The organism is Microcystis aeruginosa LEGE 91341 (assembly GCF_015206885.1).
In the GTDB taxonomy this organism is placed as follows: domain Bacteria; phylum Cyanobacteriota; class Cyanobacteriia; order Cyanobacteriales; family Microcystaceae; genus Microcystis; species Microcystis aeruginosa_H.
The window spans coordinates 1-16605 of the sequence record NZ_JADEXY010000030.1; the positions used below are offsets into that span (position 1 = coordinate 1).

Genomic DNA, 16605 nt, shown 5'->3' on the forward strand with positions numbered 1-16605 from the left:
GGGTATTGGGGTCCGGGGGGGTGACGGGTAAAGATTGCTTGATCTTACTGACGGCTAATTGATGGGCTGGCATCAGGGACGGTGGCGGATTAGGCGGTAAGAGGGTATTAGTCAGATTGATGACGGTGCGGGGACTCTGAACCACTGGTGGGGCGGGAATGTTTGCGATCGGGCTAGTTTTAACGGGAGGAGCGGGAATATTAGCGATTGCACTGGTTTGAGGAGTTTTCTCTACTGGACGAGCGATCGCTATCAATCGATCGAGGTGGCGGGAGTTATTTTTGTGCTGCCCCAGTAGGGAATTCTCAGCTTTCGTCGGGGTGGGGGTGGTGTTGGTTAACCATTGATTGAGAGTGAGGAGACTATTAGCAATTAAAAAGATCACCATTGCCCAGATACCCCAAGGGGTAAAAAAGATATCTTTAGCCGGGGGACAGATGTTAATGACAGCAGCTTCTAAGTATTCTGGTTCCTGAGCGGGATCAATGGCTGAACTGGGTTGATGGACGATCGAGAGAGGCAAATCTTGGGAGGATGGGGATCGATCGGATTTCATGGCAGATATCCAGGGCGGGGGTATTAAAGGTTATGCTGAAAAGTTAGCGGGTTTTTTCGTCCTAGTCTAACGTGGTACTCTCTAGATTTTTCAGATGTCTTTACATTCTCTTGACAAAATTTTGGCGGTTATTACTCAACAGGCGGGTTGGGAAGAATATCGCCAGTATGATCAAGTGCTGCAATTATGGCCAAAAATTATTAATCCCCGTCTGCTGGAGCAAACCCGGCCTTTTTCCCTCAATCGCGGGGTTTTATCGGTGGCTACCAGTAGCGCCGCTTTAGCCCAGGAATTGTCTTTACAACGCTATAGCTTATTAAAACGGCTTAATAGTCAGTTAGAGACTCCCTTGGACGATATCCGCTTTTCTGCTGCCCGTTGGCAGCAAGATAGTCAGTTAATTCCTCCAGAAGCGATCGCACCTAAATCCCTGAGAGATCATCCTAGTTATGTCACCCCGGAAAAACCGCCAGAAAATCCCCAGCAACTGGACAGTTTAGAAAGTTGGAGCCAGAAAATAGTTCACAGAACCCGATCTTGGCCGATTTGTCCTCGTTGTCAGTCTCCCAGTCCGTCCGGAGAGCTTGAGCGTTGGCAATGTTGTGCTTTTTGTTTTGCCCAGTCGGGCGGGGTAAAAGATTCAATTTTTTTATAGTCTTGTGGAAAGAGTGCTTTTGAGTCGGGAATCAATAGGACTATCTTTTCTGTCTTAATTGAACCTGTATTCATCAATTCTATTCGGCTAAGGCTTGATCCCCGGTTTGTTATCGGCGATACTAGAGCCGATAACCTCGGCCACAACTGAGTTGAACTCTTCAGTTTTGAGACAGTGCTGCTTTTTGCAAAGTAACTATTAAAAGATTCTAAAAATAAAATTTTTTTTGGGGATCACTAAAAACTATATGGCGTATCAGTCCTAGCTATGCTAGTCAGGAAAATACCCTTGGCACGGGGTAGGACAATATTACACAGAGCGAAAAGAGAGTCATCCCTTGAGTTCCCTATAATGATCTTCCTTTTAAAGCCAACCCATGCAAGCCGCAAACTTTCTTACTTCTTCCTGTCGATACTGCCGATACTATCAAACCCAAGGTCGGCGCGGTGGCACTTGTCAACAACTAGATGTTCCCGTCGAAGCTCATTGGAAAGCCTGCGCTCTAGCGATGCCTCCTTTTGGCACTGAATGGCAACAACTCAATCGGGTGGTTAGTTTAGAACAGTCTCTAGAATTAACCTGTGCAGTGTCGCCCACTCCCGTAGTGGTTTCCCCTAGTCGTCATGCTCCCCGACAACCGATCGCAGTTTAGAATATCTAGGGCCTAAACAGAAGCAAAAAATTGGCGTTGCCCATTTAAAATATGAATTCACCCCTCCACATCTTTCAGGGCGCTATTTTTGAGATAATAGATGAGTTGATTGCCAAGATAAAGCGTCGCCAGAATGCCCCTGATGACTTCTCATTGTCCCTTAAAAATTGGTATAGTTGGCACAGGGTTCGCCGCTCAACGTCGCGCTGAAAGCTTGCAAGCCGATGATCGCGCCCAGCTTCTGTACTTTAGCGGTAATAGTCCCGAATCGATCGCTAATTTCTCGCAAAAATACCAAATTTCTGCCCTAGATTCGGCAATAAGCCTGGCCAGTCATCCTGATCTCGATCTGATTGTCATTGCCAACGTTAATCAGGCCCATGCCTCGATCGCCCGTACTGCTTTAAAATCCGGTAAGCACGTTATCGTCGAGTATCCTCTGGCTTTTCACCCGGCAGAGGCGGAAGAATTAATCACCTTAGCCGAAACCGAGAAGAAATTACTGCACGTCGAACATATTGAACTTTTGGGGGGACTCCATCAAACCCAACAGCAGCATTTAGCCAGCCTCGGCAATATTCACCTAGCCCGTTATACCACGATCTCCCCCGGCAGACCAGCACCCCGGCGCTGGACATTTCATCGGGATTTATTCGGGTTTCCTTTTACTGCTGCCCTTTCTCGTATCCATCGCTTTACTAATTTATTTGGGGAAGTGGAGTCCGTATCCTGTCATTGTCGTTATTGGAATGCCCCGGAATCCGATTATTTTCTGGCCTGTTTGTGTGAGGCGCAGTTATTATTTAAAAATGGCTTAATTGCCGAAGTTACCTACGGCAAAGGCGAAGTTTTTTGGCAAAATGAGCGAACTTTCACTATTCATGGTGAGGGGGGCAGCTTAATTTTTGAAGGGGAAAAAGGGCAGTTAATTAATAGTGAAGGTAGCCAAGCTTTAGAAGTGGAAACCCGTCGCGGTCTTTTTGCCAAAGATACCGCCATGGTGCTAGATTATCTCTTCGATCGGGTTCCTCTTTATGTTACTCCCCAAGCCAGTCTTTATGCCCTACAAGTGGCCTATGCTGCCTATCAATCTTCTTTGTCGGGAAAAACAGTTTTTCTCGGGGCTAATTAAACCGACTTAGGGCTTGCTGAATAATGGTAAAACCCTTTTAAAATAAGGCTTTTGACCTGTTAAAGTCCGATGTTAGTGCTGCGAAAATAGGATTGGGACTTTCAAGAACCTTGCATTATCCTTCTTTTAGTACACGCTTGGTACAAAAAAACAAGGGCAACAAAGCCCGAAACGACCGGCTACTGACTCCTACCCCCAGGAAAAACTTTTTCAGCAGACCCGACTTAGACTTTTTGAATTAACTTTCTGCCTAGTAAACCCTGGGGACGAACTAACAACATAATAAAGAGAATAGCAAAAGCGATCGCTTCTCGATAACCGGAATATTCTGCGGGAACAAAAGCTTCGGCAATACCCAATAATAAACCACCGATTACTGCTCCGGGGATACTTCCCAATCCCCCTAAAACAATCACTCCTAAACCTTTTAATCCGAAAGCAATACCGAAATATGGACCAGCAATACTAACACTAGAACCGACTAAAGTTCCTGCTAAACCTGCCAAGGCACCACTAATAAAAAAGGTAATCACGATAAATTTTTCGGGATTGATCCCCAACAAACTGGCAGTGGTAACATCTTCAGCTACCGCTTGTAAAGCTTTGCCCATTTTGGTGAAATTAACCCAATAAGTTAGTAAAGCTACCATCACTGCTGAAACCAGAAAAATAATAATCTGAATTGTGCGAATTGCCACGGGGCGATCGGCTGTACCAAAATTAATTGCAGGGGGAAGATTGCCATAAATATCATCGGGAAAAGTATAAATTTCTGCCCCGACTAAGTATTGAATAACATTGACAATCACCACGGCTGCCCCTAGGCTAGAAACCAGAGTTAAGAGAGAATCGGAACCCCGTATCCGGAGAGGTTTAAAGGCTAATCTTTCCAGAAGAACTGAGGTGAAACCTGAAAGGATACAACCTAGCAAAAGTGCCAAAAAAAAGGGTAAGGAAAAGGGTAATTTGGCATTAGCTAATAAACCATTAAAACCGAAAACTCCCCCGGCTAGAGCGTAGGTAAAATAGGCACCGAGGGTAAAAATTGCGCCATGGGCAAAATTGATAATCCCTAAAATGGAAAAAATCAAAGTGTAACCGAGGGCAAAAATAGCATAGACACTACCGATCGATAAACCGTTTAAAACCTGTTGAAAAATTGTTACTAGATCCATTGTCGGGGTTAGCTAGGGTAACTTTTGATTATAACTGACGGTCGCCACCACATCCGGTAAAGGACGCTGGAGTTTATATAACCAGAATAAACCGAAAAGACCGACAGCGATCGCTCCTAAACTAATTATTTGTGCCATTTTCAGAGGACCAAACATTAAACTATCGGTGCGTAGTCCCTCAATCCAGAATCTACCTAGACTGTAGGCGATAAAATAAACTAGGGTCAGGGTGCCAATTTTTAATTTACTAGGGTGTTTTAAACCCCAGAAAAATAGATAGATGAGTAGGGCAAAAACTGCCAGATTCCAGAGAGATTCGTAGAGAAAGGTGGGGTGAAAATAATCGACGGTGATATGTTTTAAAGGACGACTAGCGGGAGGAATAAACAACTTCCAAGGTAAATTAGTCGGACTGCCAAAAGCTTCCGAATTAAAAAAGTTGCCCCAACGTCCGATCGCTTGACCGAGAATAACTGAAGGTGCGACTAGATCGAGTAATTGCCAAAGAGAAACCCGATTAATGCGGGCAAAGATTAGGGCCGCCAGCAAACCCCCGATAATTGCCCCGTGAATAGCGATACCTCCCTTCCAAATGGCAATAATATCGGCAGGATTTCGCGCGTATTCTTGCCACTGAAAGAGAACATAGTACAGACGGGCTGCAGGTATAGCCCCCACTACTAACCAAATGGCCAAATCAGCGATTAAATCGGGATTGATCGCTCTTTTTTGGGCTAGGTACTGGGAGAGGGTAACACCGAATAATACCGCCATAGCAATCAGAAATCCATACCAGCGCACCGAAATCGGTCCAATCTCCCAGAGAATCGGGCCAGGGGACTGAAAGACAAAACCTAAGAGCATAAAATTATTAAGAATAAAAAATTTTATCTTTCCTATAGTATCTTATGCTATGATCAGATACAGTGCTATATTTGCGGATGTGGCGGAATTGGTAGACGCGCTAGATTTAGGTTCTAGTGTCTTTGATGTGTGGGTTCGAGTCCCTCCATCCGCATTGACCTTCGGGTCGATAAAGTGTAACCTGATTTGGCGTTGACGAGCGACGACCCAAAAGGGTCTTCTAGTTTTTGTGTGGAAACGAGGTCTATACTGATAGTTTCGTCCGCGGCTCGACTGAGCTTCGCCGAACGTCAAAATAGTCCTACAAGTCTTGCTCAGTAAGGATTTTACAATTTTATGAGCAAAAAATATCACACCAAGTCGAGAAGATCTGTACAACGAATAGTTTAGCAAAAAATTGAAAAATAGGAGAAACAAATGAGTGAAATCGTAATCGTAATTGATTGTGGCTCAGGCTTTATAAAAGCTGGTTTTGCAGGCGAGAGTAAGCCAAGGGTTGTCTTTCCGAGTGTTGTAGGTAGACCTAGACATCAGGGTGTACGAGTTGATAAAGATTCTTATGTTGGTGTGGAAGCACAAGAAAAACGGGGCGCACTTAAGATGCAATATCCTGTTGAACATGGCATTGTGACATATTGGGATGACTTTGAGAAAATACTTGATCATATTTTTTATAAAGCACTGAGAGTAGCCCCTGAAGAACATCTCATCTTCATAACAGAACCTCCGTTGAATCCTAAAGCCAATCGGGAGAAATTAACCCAGACTTTATTTGAAACATTTAATGCACCAGGTATGTATCTTGGCATAGGTTCTGTTATGGCTGTTTATGCAGGTGGCAGAACAACAGGACTAGTGGCTGACTTGGGAGCGGGAGTTACTCATACCGTTCCCGTTTATGAAGGTTACGCAATACCTCATGCGGTTATCCGTTTGGACTTAGCAGGAGAAGATTTAACCGAGTATCTAATGAAGCTATTGTCCCAAAGAGGCTACTCTTTGAACAGTTTCGACGACCGTGAAATGGTGCAGGACTTGAAAGAAAAATTATGCTATGTGGCGTTAAATTTTGAAGAGGAAATGCAGACGACTGCTGGTCGTGAACAATCTTATACCCTAACTGACGGTCGGGAAATTAGGATTGGTGATGAATGCTCTCGCTGTGCTGAAACCCTGTTTCAACCCGCATTTATAGGGATGGAATCTGCTGGCATTCATGAAACTATTTACAACTCTATTATGAAATGCGATGCCGAGATTCGTAATGAATTATTTGCCAACATCGTGCTTTCAGGTGGAACTTCAATGTTTCCAGGCTTCGCTGAAAGAATACAAAAGGAAATCAATGCCTTAGCACCGCAAAATACGCAAGTTAATGTCATAGCTGTTCCTGAGCGTCAATATTCGACATGGATTGGTGGGGCAATGCTGGCAGCTTCTGATGATTTTGAGGCAATGTGCATTAGTAAACAAGATTACGATGAAAACGGGCCAAGTATTGTGCATAAAAAATGTTTCTAATGTTTTATAGCGGTTTTCAGTCTAATAAGGTATAGTAAATCCCTTGATAGATAGGCGTTTCAGCGTTTCAATCGGGACTCACTTGTGTGAAAATCGCTGAAATACAACATAACTCTGTTACCGTAATTGGCAGATGTGCCAATTACAAGCCGTATGCTAATATAAGAATGGTTTTATTAGTTTCTGACAAAGGCGAAAACGCCTGTGCGGATTTTGAAAATCACCCCATATATATTCACTATGTATGGTAGATTAAAGGCTGAATAAAAGCTGAATTAAAGAGGTTTATATGTATTACGACAGTTACATTGATAATTTGTGCGCTCAATCAAATGATTCCACAGGGAAAGCCCATTGTGATAAAGCGGCTATTATTTCGCTAGATGGCGGTGCGGCTTTGACTTCTCCAAATCATCCGCATGGTATTCAATTATCACCTTCGGAAGGGCAGAAAATTGCGCGTATGATGAAATCATCAGATTTTAGTTCATCGCAGGCAAATGGTATTCTTTTAGAAGGTGTGAAATATCTATTTTTGCGCGAGGATGGCAACGTCGCTCTTGCAAAAAGGAAAGGCCATGGCGCAATAACGATACAAAAATCCAAAAGTGCGGTTGTGATAGGGCATACTGCTGAAGGTTATCAACAGGGAAATACCAATAAAGCGGTCGGCATTATTGCAGATTATTTAGATAGTCGTGGCATTTAACAAATGGACAAAGGTGGATAAAAATGCTGATCCGCCTTTTGTTTTTTTAAACAATAGACCTCGACCTAATATTATCTCAAGACCAAAAGTGGATCTTCTCGACTTTGTGTAATAATTTTTGCTTATGTAATCGTGAAATGCTTATCTGGCAAGACTTTTAGGGCTATTTTGCTGAAGAAACTATCAGTATAGACCTCGTTGGCACACAGAAACCAGAAGAACGCCCAAAAGGAAAACCTGTTAATTTCCATTTTTGAGCCTCCGGTTCAGAAGATTGGTATGAGATTTAACGTTGAAAAATCTCCCTTTTATTTTTTCAACTGACTTCTTACCCAATTCCGAAACGCTTTTACTAAGTCTAGGTAATCTGTCTGGCCAGCTTGTGGTAAAAATATAGCAAGTTCTAAGATGGGTAAATTAGGAAAAAACTGACTGGTTGGGGAGGTGATATAAGTGCCATTTTGTAATTGTTGGATGACCAGAGATTCCCCATCATAAACCCAAACCTCTGCTACACCTAGATCTGCATAAACCTGAAGGCGATTTTGAGAACTGCTGGTGACATCAATTTCTATGACTAAATCTGGTGCAGGGTCTTCATTTAAGTCCAGTAGCTTTTTCCCCCGAACCGCCTCAATATTATCAATGTAAAAGCATTCATCTGGTTCTGCACCACTCAATTTAGGGCGTTTAAAGGTGGTAGAACCAAGGGGATAAATCGGGACTACTGATTCTTCCGCTAGGGTTTCGACAAAGCGACCGATGAGGGTTTTACTAAATTCGTGTTCTGGGGAAGGAGCCATGATTTCTAAATTGCCACGATTGTAGGTCAGCCGCAGACGGCGATCGCTCATTTCTTCTAGCAGCGTTTCGTAGGTTTCCCAGCTAATCCCTGACAGGTGAATTATTTCAGCCGGTGGTGCGGGCAGTGTTACAGTCATAGATTCAAGCAAAAATCCCCTGCTTCCATAATAATCAAAGGGTGAGCATGGCCCACCCTTACTTAATTAAGCAGTTACTACCGGAGAAGCTAACCGTTTAAAGGTCAATCTTTCATCGGCCACATCGACAAAAATCGTGTCTCCCCCTTTGAATTCGCCGCGCAGAATTGCCTTAGCGATCGGAGTTTCCACATATCTTTGTACTGCCCGTTTTAGGGGTCGCGCACCGTACACTGGATCGTAACCAATTTCTGCTAGATAATCGAGGGCAATATCGGCAAATTTCAGGGCTATTTTTTGTTCCATCAAGCGAGCGCTGAGATTGGCTATCTGTAGTTTGACAATCGATCGCAGTTGTGCTTTCTGTAAACTATGGAAAATGATCGTTTCATCGATACGATTGAGGAATTCGGGACGGAAACTATTCCGCATTGCTTCCATCACCCGCGCCTGCATTTCTTCATAACGAGACTCATCACCAGCCACGTCTAAAATGTATTGAGAACCGATATTACTGGTCATAATAATGATGGTATTTTTGAAATCAACCAGATGACCTTGAGAGTCGGTTAAGCGCCCATCGTCAAGGATTTGTAACATAACGTTAAAAACGTCGGGATGGGCTTTTTCAATCTCATCAAAGAGGATGACAGAGTAGGGACGGCGCCGGATTGCCTCGGTTAATTGGCCTCCTTCATCGTAGCCGACGTATCCCGGAGGCGCACCCATGAGACGGGAAACGCTGTGTTTTTCCATGTATTCCGACATATCGATGCGAACTAGAGCCTCTTCCGTGTCAAAGAGATTGCGCGCTAAAGCTTTCGCCAATTCTGTCTTACCAACCCCCGTCGGACCGAGGAAAATAAAGCTGGCCGTGGGACGGTTGGGATCCGATAAACCAGCGCGGGAACGTTGAATCGCTTCGGCTACGGCTGTGACTGCTTCCTCTTGACCGATGACACTTTCGTGTAATTCGTCTTCCAGATTGAGGAGTTTTTCTTTTTCCGATTCGATTAATTTATTGAGAGGAATTCCCGTCCATTTCGAGATAATTTCGGCGATATCCGATTCGAGAACTTCTTCCCTTAATAAACTTTTACCGGTGGTTTGTTTGTCAGCTAATTGGGTTTCTAGGGCGGACATTTGGCGCTGCAGATCGGTTAATTTTCCGAACTTTAATTCGGCGGCGCGATTATAATCATAATCTCGTTCGGCCTGTTGGATTTCTAGATTAACTTGTTCGATCGCTTCTTTAACGCCACGAACTTTATCGATAATCTCTTTTTCTCCTTGCCATTGGGCATTTAATCCCGATTGTTCTTCCTTGAGGTTAGCCAGTTCTTTTTCTAACTTTTCTAACCGTTCTCGCGAAGCTGGATCGTATTCCCGTTGTAGGGAAAGTCTTTCCATTTCTAGCTGGAGAATTTTGCGATCAATTTCATCGAGTTCTTCCGGTTTAGAGGTGATTTCCATCTTCAATTTGGCCGCCGCTTCATCAACTAAATCAATGGCCTTATCGGGCAAAAAGCGATCGCTAATATAACGATTAGAAAGCAGTGCCGCTGCCACTAAAGCATTATCGGCAATTTTCACCCCATGATGCACCTCATAACGTTCTTTAAGACCGCGAAGAATTGAAATAGTATCGACCACATTTGGTTCATCCACTAAAACCTCTTGGAAGCGTCTTTCTAATGCCGCATCTTTTTCGATATATTTGCGGTACTCATCGAGGGTAGTGGCCCCAATACAACGCAATTCACCCCGGGCTAACATTGGTTTTAATAAATTGCCCGCATCCATTGCCCCTTGAGTGGCTCCCGCACCTACAACGGTATGAATTTCATCAATAAACATGATGATATTGCCTTGGGACTCGGTGACTTCTTTGAGGACAGCTTTTAATCTTTCCTCAAACTCTCCGCGATATTTTGCTCCCGCAATTAAGCCACCTAAATCGAGAGAAATGAGAGTACGATCTAACAGAGATTCTGGCACATCACGGTTAATAATCCGCTGGGCTAATCCTTCGACAATGGCTGTTTTTCCTACTCCCGGTTCTCCGATTAAAACCGGGTTATTTTTAGTTCTGCGAGAGAGAATTTGAATCGTGCGACGGATTTCGTCATCCCGTCCAATTACGGGGTCTAATTTACCTTCTCGTGCCAATTGGGTGAGATCTCGCCCGTATTTTTCTAGGGCTTCATATTTGCCTTCTGGATTCTGATCGGTCACTTTTTGACTACCTCTGACTTGTTGAATAATTTCTTTGAGTTTGCTTTCGGTAAGTCCGAATTCTTGAAAAATATTTTTACCGAAGCGATCATCTTTAGCGTAACCTAAAATCAAATGCTCGATCGAGATAAAGTCATCTCCAAATTCTCGGCGATAATTTTCCGCTCGATCGAGTAAACTATCTAAACTACGACCTAAATAAATCGAGTCACCGGGGTTAGATATTTTCGGTTGACGACGGATAAAGTCATCGGTTCGATCCCGCAAACGGGCTAGACTAATATTAGCTTTACTAAAGACACTGCCCGCTAATCCCTCCTGTTCAAGAAGGGCTTTCATTAGATGTTCGCTTTCGATTTGTTGCTGGCTGTTCTGTTTGGCAATGTCCGGCGTTTTGACGATTGCCTCCCAAGCTTTTTCCGTAAATTGTTGTGGATTGGTTGGCTGCATTTTCTATAAGAGATTACTTTTATACCCTAGAGATTATTCTAGATTGACCGGTTTGTCGGCTCCTAGGGGCTTACCGTACCTAGTTCAGGGGGATTTCCCCTCAATGGTGCGATTTAAGCGGCTAAAGTTTATAAGCTGTCAGGGATTTAAACTGCGTCTTGGAAATTTTAGTACAAATGCTCGAACTTTCAACCAAGCTAAAATCTTAATTATTAAAGATGTTCACTGATGACTGATTACTGATACTAAATCCAGTTATAAAAAACTGATTATTTATTCTCCGTTTTGCCTTTTGCATGAGTAGAAAACGGGTTTCTCAAAGAAACCCGTTTTCTGTGCGTTACTCAACGGATTTGATATGATTACTACTCACTGATTACTGATTACTGATGACTGATGACTGATTACTGATAACTGATAACTGATAACTGATAAAAGCCCACCCTAAAATACCATCTAAGCGATTAAAGATTTAACTTTACTAATGATACCAACTGGGTCGATACCTTGGTGGGGGAATTGTTCCCATAAACCGCCACAACCTTCATGGTGAGTACCGATATAGGCATATTTAGGAGTTAAACCGCGTTCGAGTAACCAAGAACCATAACGGCTACCTAAACCCGTGCGACGGTTAAATGCTTCTACCACTAAAACAAAGGGAGAATTACCAACTTTAGCGATAATTTCTTCATCCACCCCATTGAGAGTCGGTTTATTAATTAAACCCACGTCGATCCCTTCTTGTTTTAGACGTTCCACTGCATCTAAAGCGCGGTATAAACCATCGCCAAAGCTGATGATATAACCGGCAGTGCCTTCTCGAATTACTTCATCTTTTCCGGGGACAAAGGTATAACCATCGGCAAAGAAATTATGACCGTTAGTATCAAGAATATTGGGAGTTTTAGAACGAGTCGAGAAGATAAAACGTAAACCGGGTTGATGGAAAGTTGCCTCGACACAAGCGGTCATTTGTGCCGCATCGGCCGGGAAATAAAGACGGGTTTCGTAACCGTCATCGAGTCCATTATCGGCAAAGAAATTATTCAAACCAAAGTGACAGGTATTATCTGCCATGTCATCGATACCAGAATGGGAAAAATGACATAAAAGATTAGAATAATTCAAGCGGGCCATGGTGATTTCAGAAATACACATTTCTAGAAAAGCGGCAAAGGTGGCGAAAATTCCCTGTTTACCTTTTTCCATCCCAAAACCAGCGGCCGCCGAAAGATTGCCCCGTTCCATAATACCGGAAGGAATAAACACTTCGGGATGTTTATCGTGGATAATTTTTAAACCGCAGGAACCCTCTAAATCGCTATCTACTACTAATACCTTAGCCTTGCGTTCTTCCTCGCTCATTTTGCCTAAAAGACTGACTACCGCTTCGCCGAAAACGTTGCGGTTAGAACCCCATTTATCCCCAGAACCGAGGAATTTATAGTCATTAGAAGGCTTCTTAATACTGTTGAGATATTCCACGGCGGCACTGTGTCCTTTTGCCTCTAAATATTTTAAAGCCAAGGGGACAGAAATCACATCATGACCGTGGTTAGAACCTTCTAAACCTTCAATTCCGGGACACATGGGACGTTTATTAATAATCGCAATCGGGCCAGGAGTATTAATTGCTTCACAGATGTTGCGATACAAACTATCGATATCTTCCCCATCTCCCACTAACACTTTTAGTCCATGGCCGGTGAGAGTTTTGGCCACATCATAACCGGGTAAATATTTGGAAGGATTACCAGCAATCGTCACATCATTATCATCAATAATCAGCTTAACATTGATGTGTTGAGCCACGGCTAAACGGGCAGCTTCTGCGTCATTGCCTTCCTGTTGAGAACCATCGGAACCTAAACAAAAAACGGTTTTTCCGGAGTTAGCTAAAGCGACACCGTTAACGTAGGGCCACATATGTCCTAAACGGCCAGAACTAAATTTGACACCGGGGGTTAATCCTAATTCCGGGTGTCCGGGAAGTTTAGAATTGGCCTCGCGGTAGTGCATTAATTGTTCTGCGGGTAAAGAACCTTCTAACGCAGACATGAGATATTGAGTACCGACGCGGTGTCCTGCTTCATCGAAGAATATTGGTACAAATTGACTAGGTTGACTGCGGAAAAGAGCATCGAGAATCACCACTTCCGGGACGGTATCGTAGGGGCCGCCGGTGTGTCCACCCACACCCCGGGCTGCACCCGTGGCAGTAAAAAAGATGATAGCATCGCGACAGAGTTGGATATTGGCTTTTAGGGCGCTTCTTTGGTCGTCGGTGAGGGTGGGGTTACTGGGGTCGAGACTGATGGGTTTATAGGCACTCAAATCGATGGGAAAGGTTGTCATCGTAGATTTTCCTTAATGTAGAGAAATAACTATAGTCAGGGAAATCATAGCCTAGAATGTCACCCGATCGATTGATTGAATAATTTCTTATCATTGGTGTAGTCCCTAATACAAAAGTTTTACCCCTGCTGGGATAGCGTCCACGGTCCGGGACGGGGGAAATCTTAAAAAAGATAGGAGAAAAAAAGCTGTTCTTGAGGGCAATAGTCCAGAATGGCAGGTAGGACTAAGTTAAAAGGATAACCTTTGACTGTATAGCGTTTCTTAGAGGGATGAAGTATGACCTAATTCTCGGTTGATATTACTGCAACCTCTAGCCCAAAAATCAGCGCATAATTAACAAAAACTAGATTTAAGGTAAAAACTATGTGTTTAGGCATACCGGGACAAATTACGGCAATTATTGATGAAAACCATCATCTCGCTCTCGTCGATGTGGGGGGTGTAAAAAGAGAAGTAAATATTACTTGCATTGTTGATGAAGACCATCCTGCTAATACTTGTGTAGGGGATTGGGTATTAGTTCATGTGGGTTTTGCTATGAATCGAATCGATGAAGATGAGGCGCAAGAAACCTTAAATTTATTAACACAATTAGCAGAATTAGAGGCAGAATTTAATCATAATTAATGTTCTTAAAGTAGTCACCCATAAATTAATGCTGTTGTCTATCTCTAAGAAATGTAGATTACGGCAATTATTACTGACTACCGACAGCTAAAAATGATAATTAAAGGAGATAAACTATGAAATACGTTGATGAATTTCGTGATCCAGTTAAAGCGGCAGGATTAATTCAACAAATTGAACAATTATCGATAAGAATCTCTGAAAAGCGGGAAAAAGTTACTAAAATTATGGAGGTTTGTGGAGGTCATACCCACTCAATTTTTAGATACGGTATCGAGGCAATACTTCCGGAAACTATCGAATTAATTCATGGTCCTGGATGTCCCGTTTGTGTGATGCCGCGAGGTCGTTTAGATGATGCCATTTTTCTCGCACAACAACCGAACGTAATTCTGACAACTTTTGGCGATACTATGCGTGTCCCCGGTTCCCATTTGAGTCTGCTGCAAGCGCGAGCAAAAGGTGATGATATTCGTATGGTTTATTCTCCTCGCGATGCTTTAAAAATTGCCAGAGAAAATCTCGATAAAGAAGTAATATTTTTAGCATTAGGTTTTGAAACAACCGTTCCTAGCACAGCTTTAACTGTTTTAGAAGCGCAAAGAGATGGCATCACTAATTTTAGTTTATTTTCCAATCATGTGGTGATTATTCCTGCTCTGAAAGCTTTGTTAGATAACCCAGATTTACAGTTAGACGGTTTTGTTGGTCCCGGTCATGTCAGCATGGTAATTGGCACAGAACCCTATCAAGTTATTGCCCAAGAATATCATAAACCTGTGGTAGTTTCTGGGTTTGAACCTTTGGATATTCTCCAATCAATTTGGATGGTATTAAAACAATTAGATGAGCAGAGATGTGAGATCGAAAATCAGTACGATCGAGTGGTACAAAATCAAGGAAATAGAGTCGCTTTATCGGCAATCAAGCAAGTTTTTGAACTGCGGGATCAGTTTGAATGGCGAGGTTTAGGAGAAATTGCACAAGGAGGGTTAAAACTGCGGGATGAGTACAGTAATTTTGATGCGGAGAAAAAATTTACCCTACCCAATCAGCGTGTTAAAGATCACAAAGCTTGTCAGTGTGGCGAAATTCTTAAAGGTGTTTTAAAACCCTGGGAATGTAAAGTATTTGGTACTGCTTGCACTCCCGAACATCCCATCGGTACTTGTATGGTTTCTAGTGAAGGTGCTTGTGCCGCTTATTATAAGTATGGTAAGTAGTCGTGCAAAATTAATTTCCTAGTCGAGACAGGAGACAGGAGACAGGAGACAGGAGACGGGAGACGGGAGACAGCTATTAGGGATCGGATTTGAGTTTTCAGTTCACTGTTTCCTCACACCAGAAGTCTGACGGAGTAGTGGCTTAGATGTGTAATTAATTTTGCTTAGGTACTTAGAAATTAGTAAATTTTTTTACTGATTAAGGTTCCTTTCCGGTGAGGAAACGCTAGAATTATCACCAGAAGAAATTAACAATCTCTCGGTAATAAAAAAGATGAAAATCAAAAATAATCTGGGTTTATTTGGCTTAACTACCTCTCTACTGCTAATTATCGCTTCGGAAATCGTTCTTGCTTCTCAAGAACAAACCCTAGAACTGCAACCAAGTCAACCCCCCAGCACCGATTTTTTCAAACCCGTCACCAATCTAATTAAAGATTTAAACCATCAGGGAGTAACCATCACCGATCCCAATGATCCCATGGCGGTGCGCTACCGAGTCAATTCCCCCTGTCGCGGTTGTGCGGTTTATCTAGGCACGGGAGTTGCCAATCCTCGCACCCAGACTAATAATAATGGCATGGGAATCAATTTTGGTCTTGGTTTCACCATGCCTTTTTCACCCTAAATACCGATGACATATTTACGCCATTCGTGATTGTGATTCTCCCTGGTGTGCTTTAATAGCTCAAAGTGGAGACTGCTGTAGGGACGACGGGGTTGGGCGCGTAGGGACATATTGGCCTCTTTTGGTGTACGATTGCCCTTATGCACATTACAACGCACACAAGCCGCCACTAAATTCTCCCAAGTATCACCCCCTCCGCGAGAACGGGGAATCACATGATCGATGGTTAATTGTTCACCTCGGTAGAGACAGTATTGACAGGTGTGATGATCTCGTTCGAGAATATTACGACGGGTTAAAGGAATTTCCTTGTAGGGAACACGGACGTATTGCCTAAGACGGATAACGGAAGGTAGGGGTAAGTCACGACAAACCACTTTTCCGTTATGTTCTAGGGATTCAGCTTTTCCTTTCAACAACAAAACGATCGCGCGCCGCCAACTGGTAATATTTAGCGGTTCGTAGGAAGCATTCAACACGAGAACCTTGCTCATAGGTGTCTGGAGATCGCTTGAATTTACCCCGAATGGTAACACAGATCCCTGGGATTGGAACCTATTACACTAAATCGGTTGAGTATAGATATGGTAGGGTGCGTGTTTGTGGCGATTATCTCTGATAAAAACCTAAATTAACAATCGGCTGTAACACATCAACTTCATCATTAAATTGGTGCGTTACGCTTTGGCTAACGCACCCTACGATATTAAATTGGTGCGTTACGCTTTGGCTAACGCACCCTACGATATTAAATTGGTGCGTTACGCTTTGGCTAACGCACCCTACGATTTATGTTTTTGTTTGTGGCGATTATCTCTGATAAAAACCAAAAGCCGTTGAGTATAGGCTACATATCAGGACAGGCACTCATGCAAA

The 16605-nt window shown here is 43.1% G+C and carries 15 protein-coding genes, 1 tRNA gene and 1 pseudogene; 10 read left to right on the plus strand and 7 right to left on the minus strand.

Translation table 11 applies throughout. The features are described 5' to 3' along the window. Nucleotides 1-556: pseudogene (locus tag IQ234_RS06605) on the minus strand (hypothetical protein); the annotation flags it as partial. Nucleotides 557-650: 94 nt separating this feature from the next. Here IQ234_RS06605 and IQ234_RS06610 point away from each other — a divergent pair. The 3 genes from IQ234_RS06610 (at nt 651) to IQ234_RS06620 (ending at nt 2995) form a co-directional block, all read left to right on the plus strand. After that, the gene (locus IQ234_RS06610) at nt 651-1211 is read left to right on the plus strand and encodes a DUF721 domain-containing protein (RefSeq protein ID WP_193956510.1); all 561 of its coding nucleotides are present in this window, start codon (nt 651-653) and stop codon (nt 1209-1211) included. A 376-nt stretch (nt 1212-1587) separates the two neighbouring features. Next, complete coding sequence (locus IQ234_RS06615; protein ID WP_052276295.1) at nt 1588-1863, plus strand: hypothetical protein; 276 nt, start codon at nt 1588-1590, stop codon at nt 1861-1863. A gap of 133 nt (nt 1864-1996) precedes the next feature. Continuing rightward, on the plus strand, nt 1997-2995 hold the full coding sequence (locus IQ234_RS06620) for a Gfo/Idh/MocA family protein (RefSeq protein WP_193956511.1): 999 nt from the start codon (nt 1997-1999) through the stop codon (nt 2993-2995). A 224-nt stretch (nt 2996-3219) separates the two neighbouring features. On the opposite strand, the gene IQ234_RS06625 is transcribed toward IQ234_RS06620, so the two are convergent. Continuing rightward, nucleotides 3220-4170: a branched-chain amino acid ABC transporter permease gene (locus IQ234_RS06625; RefSeq protein ID WP_193956512.1), complete on the minus strand. Its 951-nt coding sequence runs from the start codon at nt 4168-4170 to the stop codon at nt 3220-3222. A 12-nt stretch (nt 4171-4182) separates the two neighbouring features. Beyond that, nucleotides 4183-5034, minus strand: coding sequence for a prolipoprotein diacylglyceryl transferase (gene lgt / locus IQ234_RS06630; RefSeq protein WP_193956513.1), 852 nt, complete (start codon nt 5032-5034; stop codon nt 4183-4185). 73 nt (nt 5035-5107) lie between these two features. On the opposite strand from lgt, the gene IQ234_RS06635 reads away from it, so the two are divergent. The 3 genes from IQ234_RS06635 to IQ234_RS06645 all read left to right on the plus strand — a co-directional run bounded on the left by IQ234_RS06635 (nt 5108) and on the right by IQ234_RS06645 (nt 7264). Next, nucleotides 5108-5188, plus strand: a tRNA-Leu gene (locus IQ234_RS06635). 263 nt (nt 5189-5451) lie between these two features. Continuing rightward, complete coding sequence (locus tag IQ234_RS06640) at nt 5452-6555, plus strand: rod shape-determining protein (protein ID WP_193956514.1); 1104 nt, start codon at nt 5452-5454, stop codon at nt 6553-6555. Between the two features lie 289 nt (nt 6556-6844). Further along, nucleotides 6845-7264 (plus strand): profilin, encoded by a 420-nt coding sequence (locus IQ234_RS06645; RefSeq protein WP_193956515.1) that lies wholly within the window; start codon nt 6845-6847, stop codon nt 7262-7264. A 308-nt stretch (nt 7265-7572) separates the two neighbouring features. On the opposite strand, the gene IQ234_RS06650 is transcribed toward IQ234_RS06645, so the two are convergent. The 3 genes from IQ234_RS06650 to IQ234_RS06660 form a co-directional block, all read right to left on the minus strand. Beyond that, nucleotides 7573-8205, minus strand: coding sequence for a Uma2 family endonuclease (locus IQ234_RS06650; RefSeq protein WP_193956516.1), 633 nt, complete (start codon nt 8203-8205; stop codon nt 7573-7575). A 66-nt stretch (nt 8206-8271) separates the two neighbouring features. Continuing rightward, a complete protein-coding gene (clpB, locus tag IQ234_RS06655; RefSeq protein ID WP_193956517.1) occupies nt 8272-10890 on the minus strand; it encodes an ATP-dependent chaperone ClpB in 2619 nt (872 codons plus the stop codon). 456 nt (nt 10891-11346) lie between these two features. Beyond that, complete coding sequence (locus IQ234_RS06660; RefSeq protein ID WP_193956518.1) at nt 11347-13248, minus strand: transketolase C-terminal domain-containing protein; 1902 nt, start codon at nt 13246-13248, stop codon at nt 11347-11349. 366 nt (nt 13249-13614) lie between these two features. Here IQ234_RS06660 and IQ234_RS06665 point away from each other — a divergent pair, with 366 nt between their 5' ends. The 3 genes from IQ234_RS06665 to IQ234_RS06675 all read left to right on the plus strand — a co-directional run bounded on the left by IQ234_RS06665 (nt 13615) and on the right by IQ234_RS06675 (nt 15729). Continuing rightward, nucleotides 13615-13878 (plus strand): HypC/HybG/HupF family hydrogenase formation chaperone, encoded by a 264-nt coding sequence (locus IQ234_RS06665; protein WP_002759304.1) that lies wholly within the window; start codon nt 13615-13617, stop codon nt 13876-13878. Nucleotides 13879-13994: 116 nt separating this feature from the next. After that, nucleotides 13995-15101, plus strand: coding sequence for a hydrogenase formation protein HypD (gene hypD / locus IQ234_RS06670; protein ID WP_193956519.1), 1107 nt, complete (start codon nt 13995-13997; stop codon nt 15099-15101). 274 nt (nt 15102-15375) lie between these two features. Next, nucleotides 15376-15729 carry a hypothetical protein gene (locus IQ234_RS06675; protein ID WP_193956520.1) on the plus strand — a complete coding sequence of 118 codons (354 nt, stop codon included), beginning with the start codon at nt 15376-15378 and terminating at the stop codon, nt 15727-15729. Here the strand turns inward: IQ234_RS06675 and IQ234_RS06680 are convergent. Next, nucleotides 15726-16223 (minus strand): HNH endonuclease, encoded by a 498-nt coding sequence (locus tag IQ234_RS06680; protein WP_193956521.1) that lies wholly within the window; start codon nt 16221-16223, stop codon nt 15726-15728. The two genes, IQ234_RS06675 and IQ234_RS06680, sit on opposite strands and share 4 nt — an antisense overlap. A 175-nt stretch (nt 16224-16398) precedes the next feature. On the opposite strand from IQ234_RS06680, the gene IQ234_RS06685 reads away from it, so the two are divergent. Then, complete coding sequence (locus tag IQ234_RS06685; RefSeq protein WP_193956522.1) at nt 16399-16569, plus strand: hypothetical protein; 171 nt, start codon at nt 16399-16401, stop codon at nt 16567-16569. Nucleotides 16570-16605: the final 36 nt, after the last annotated feature.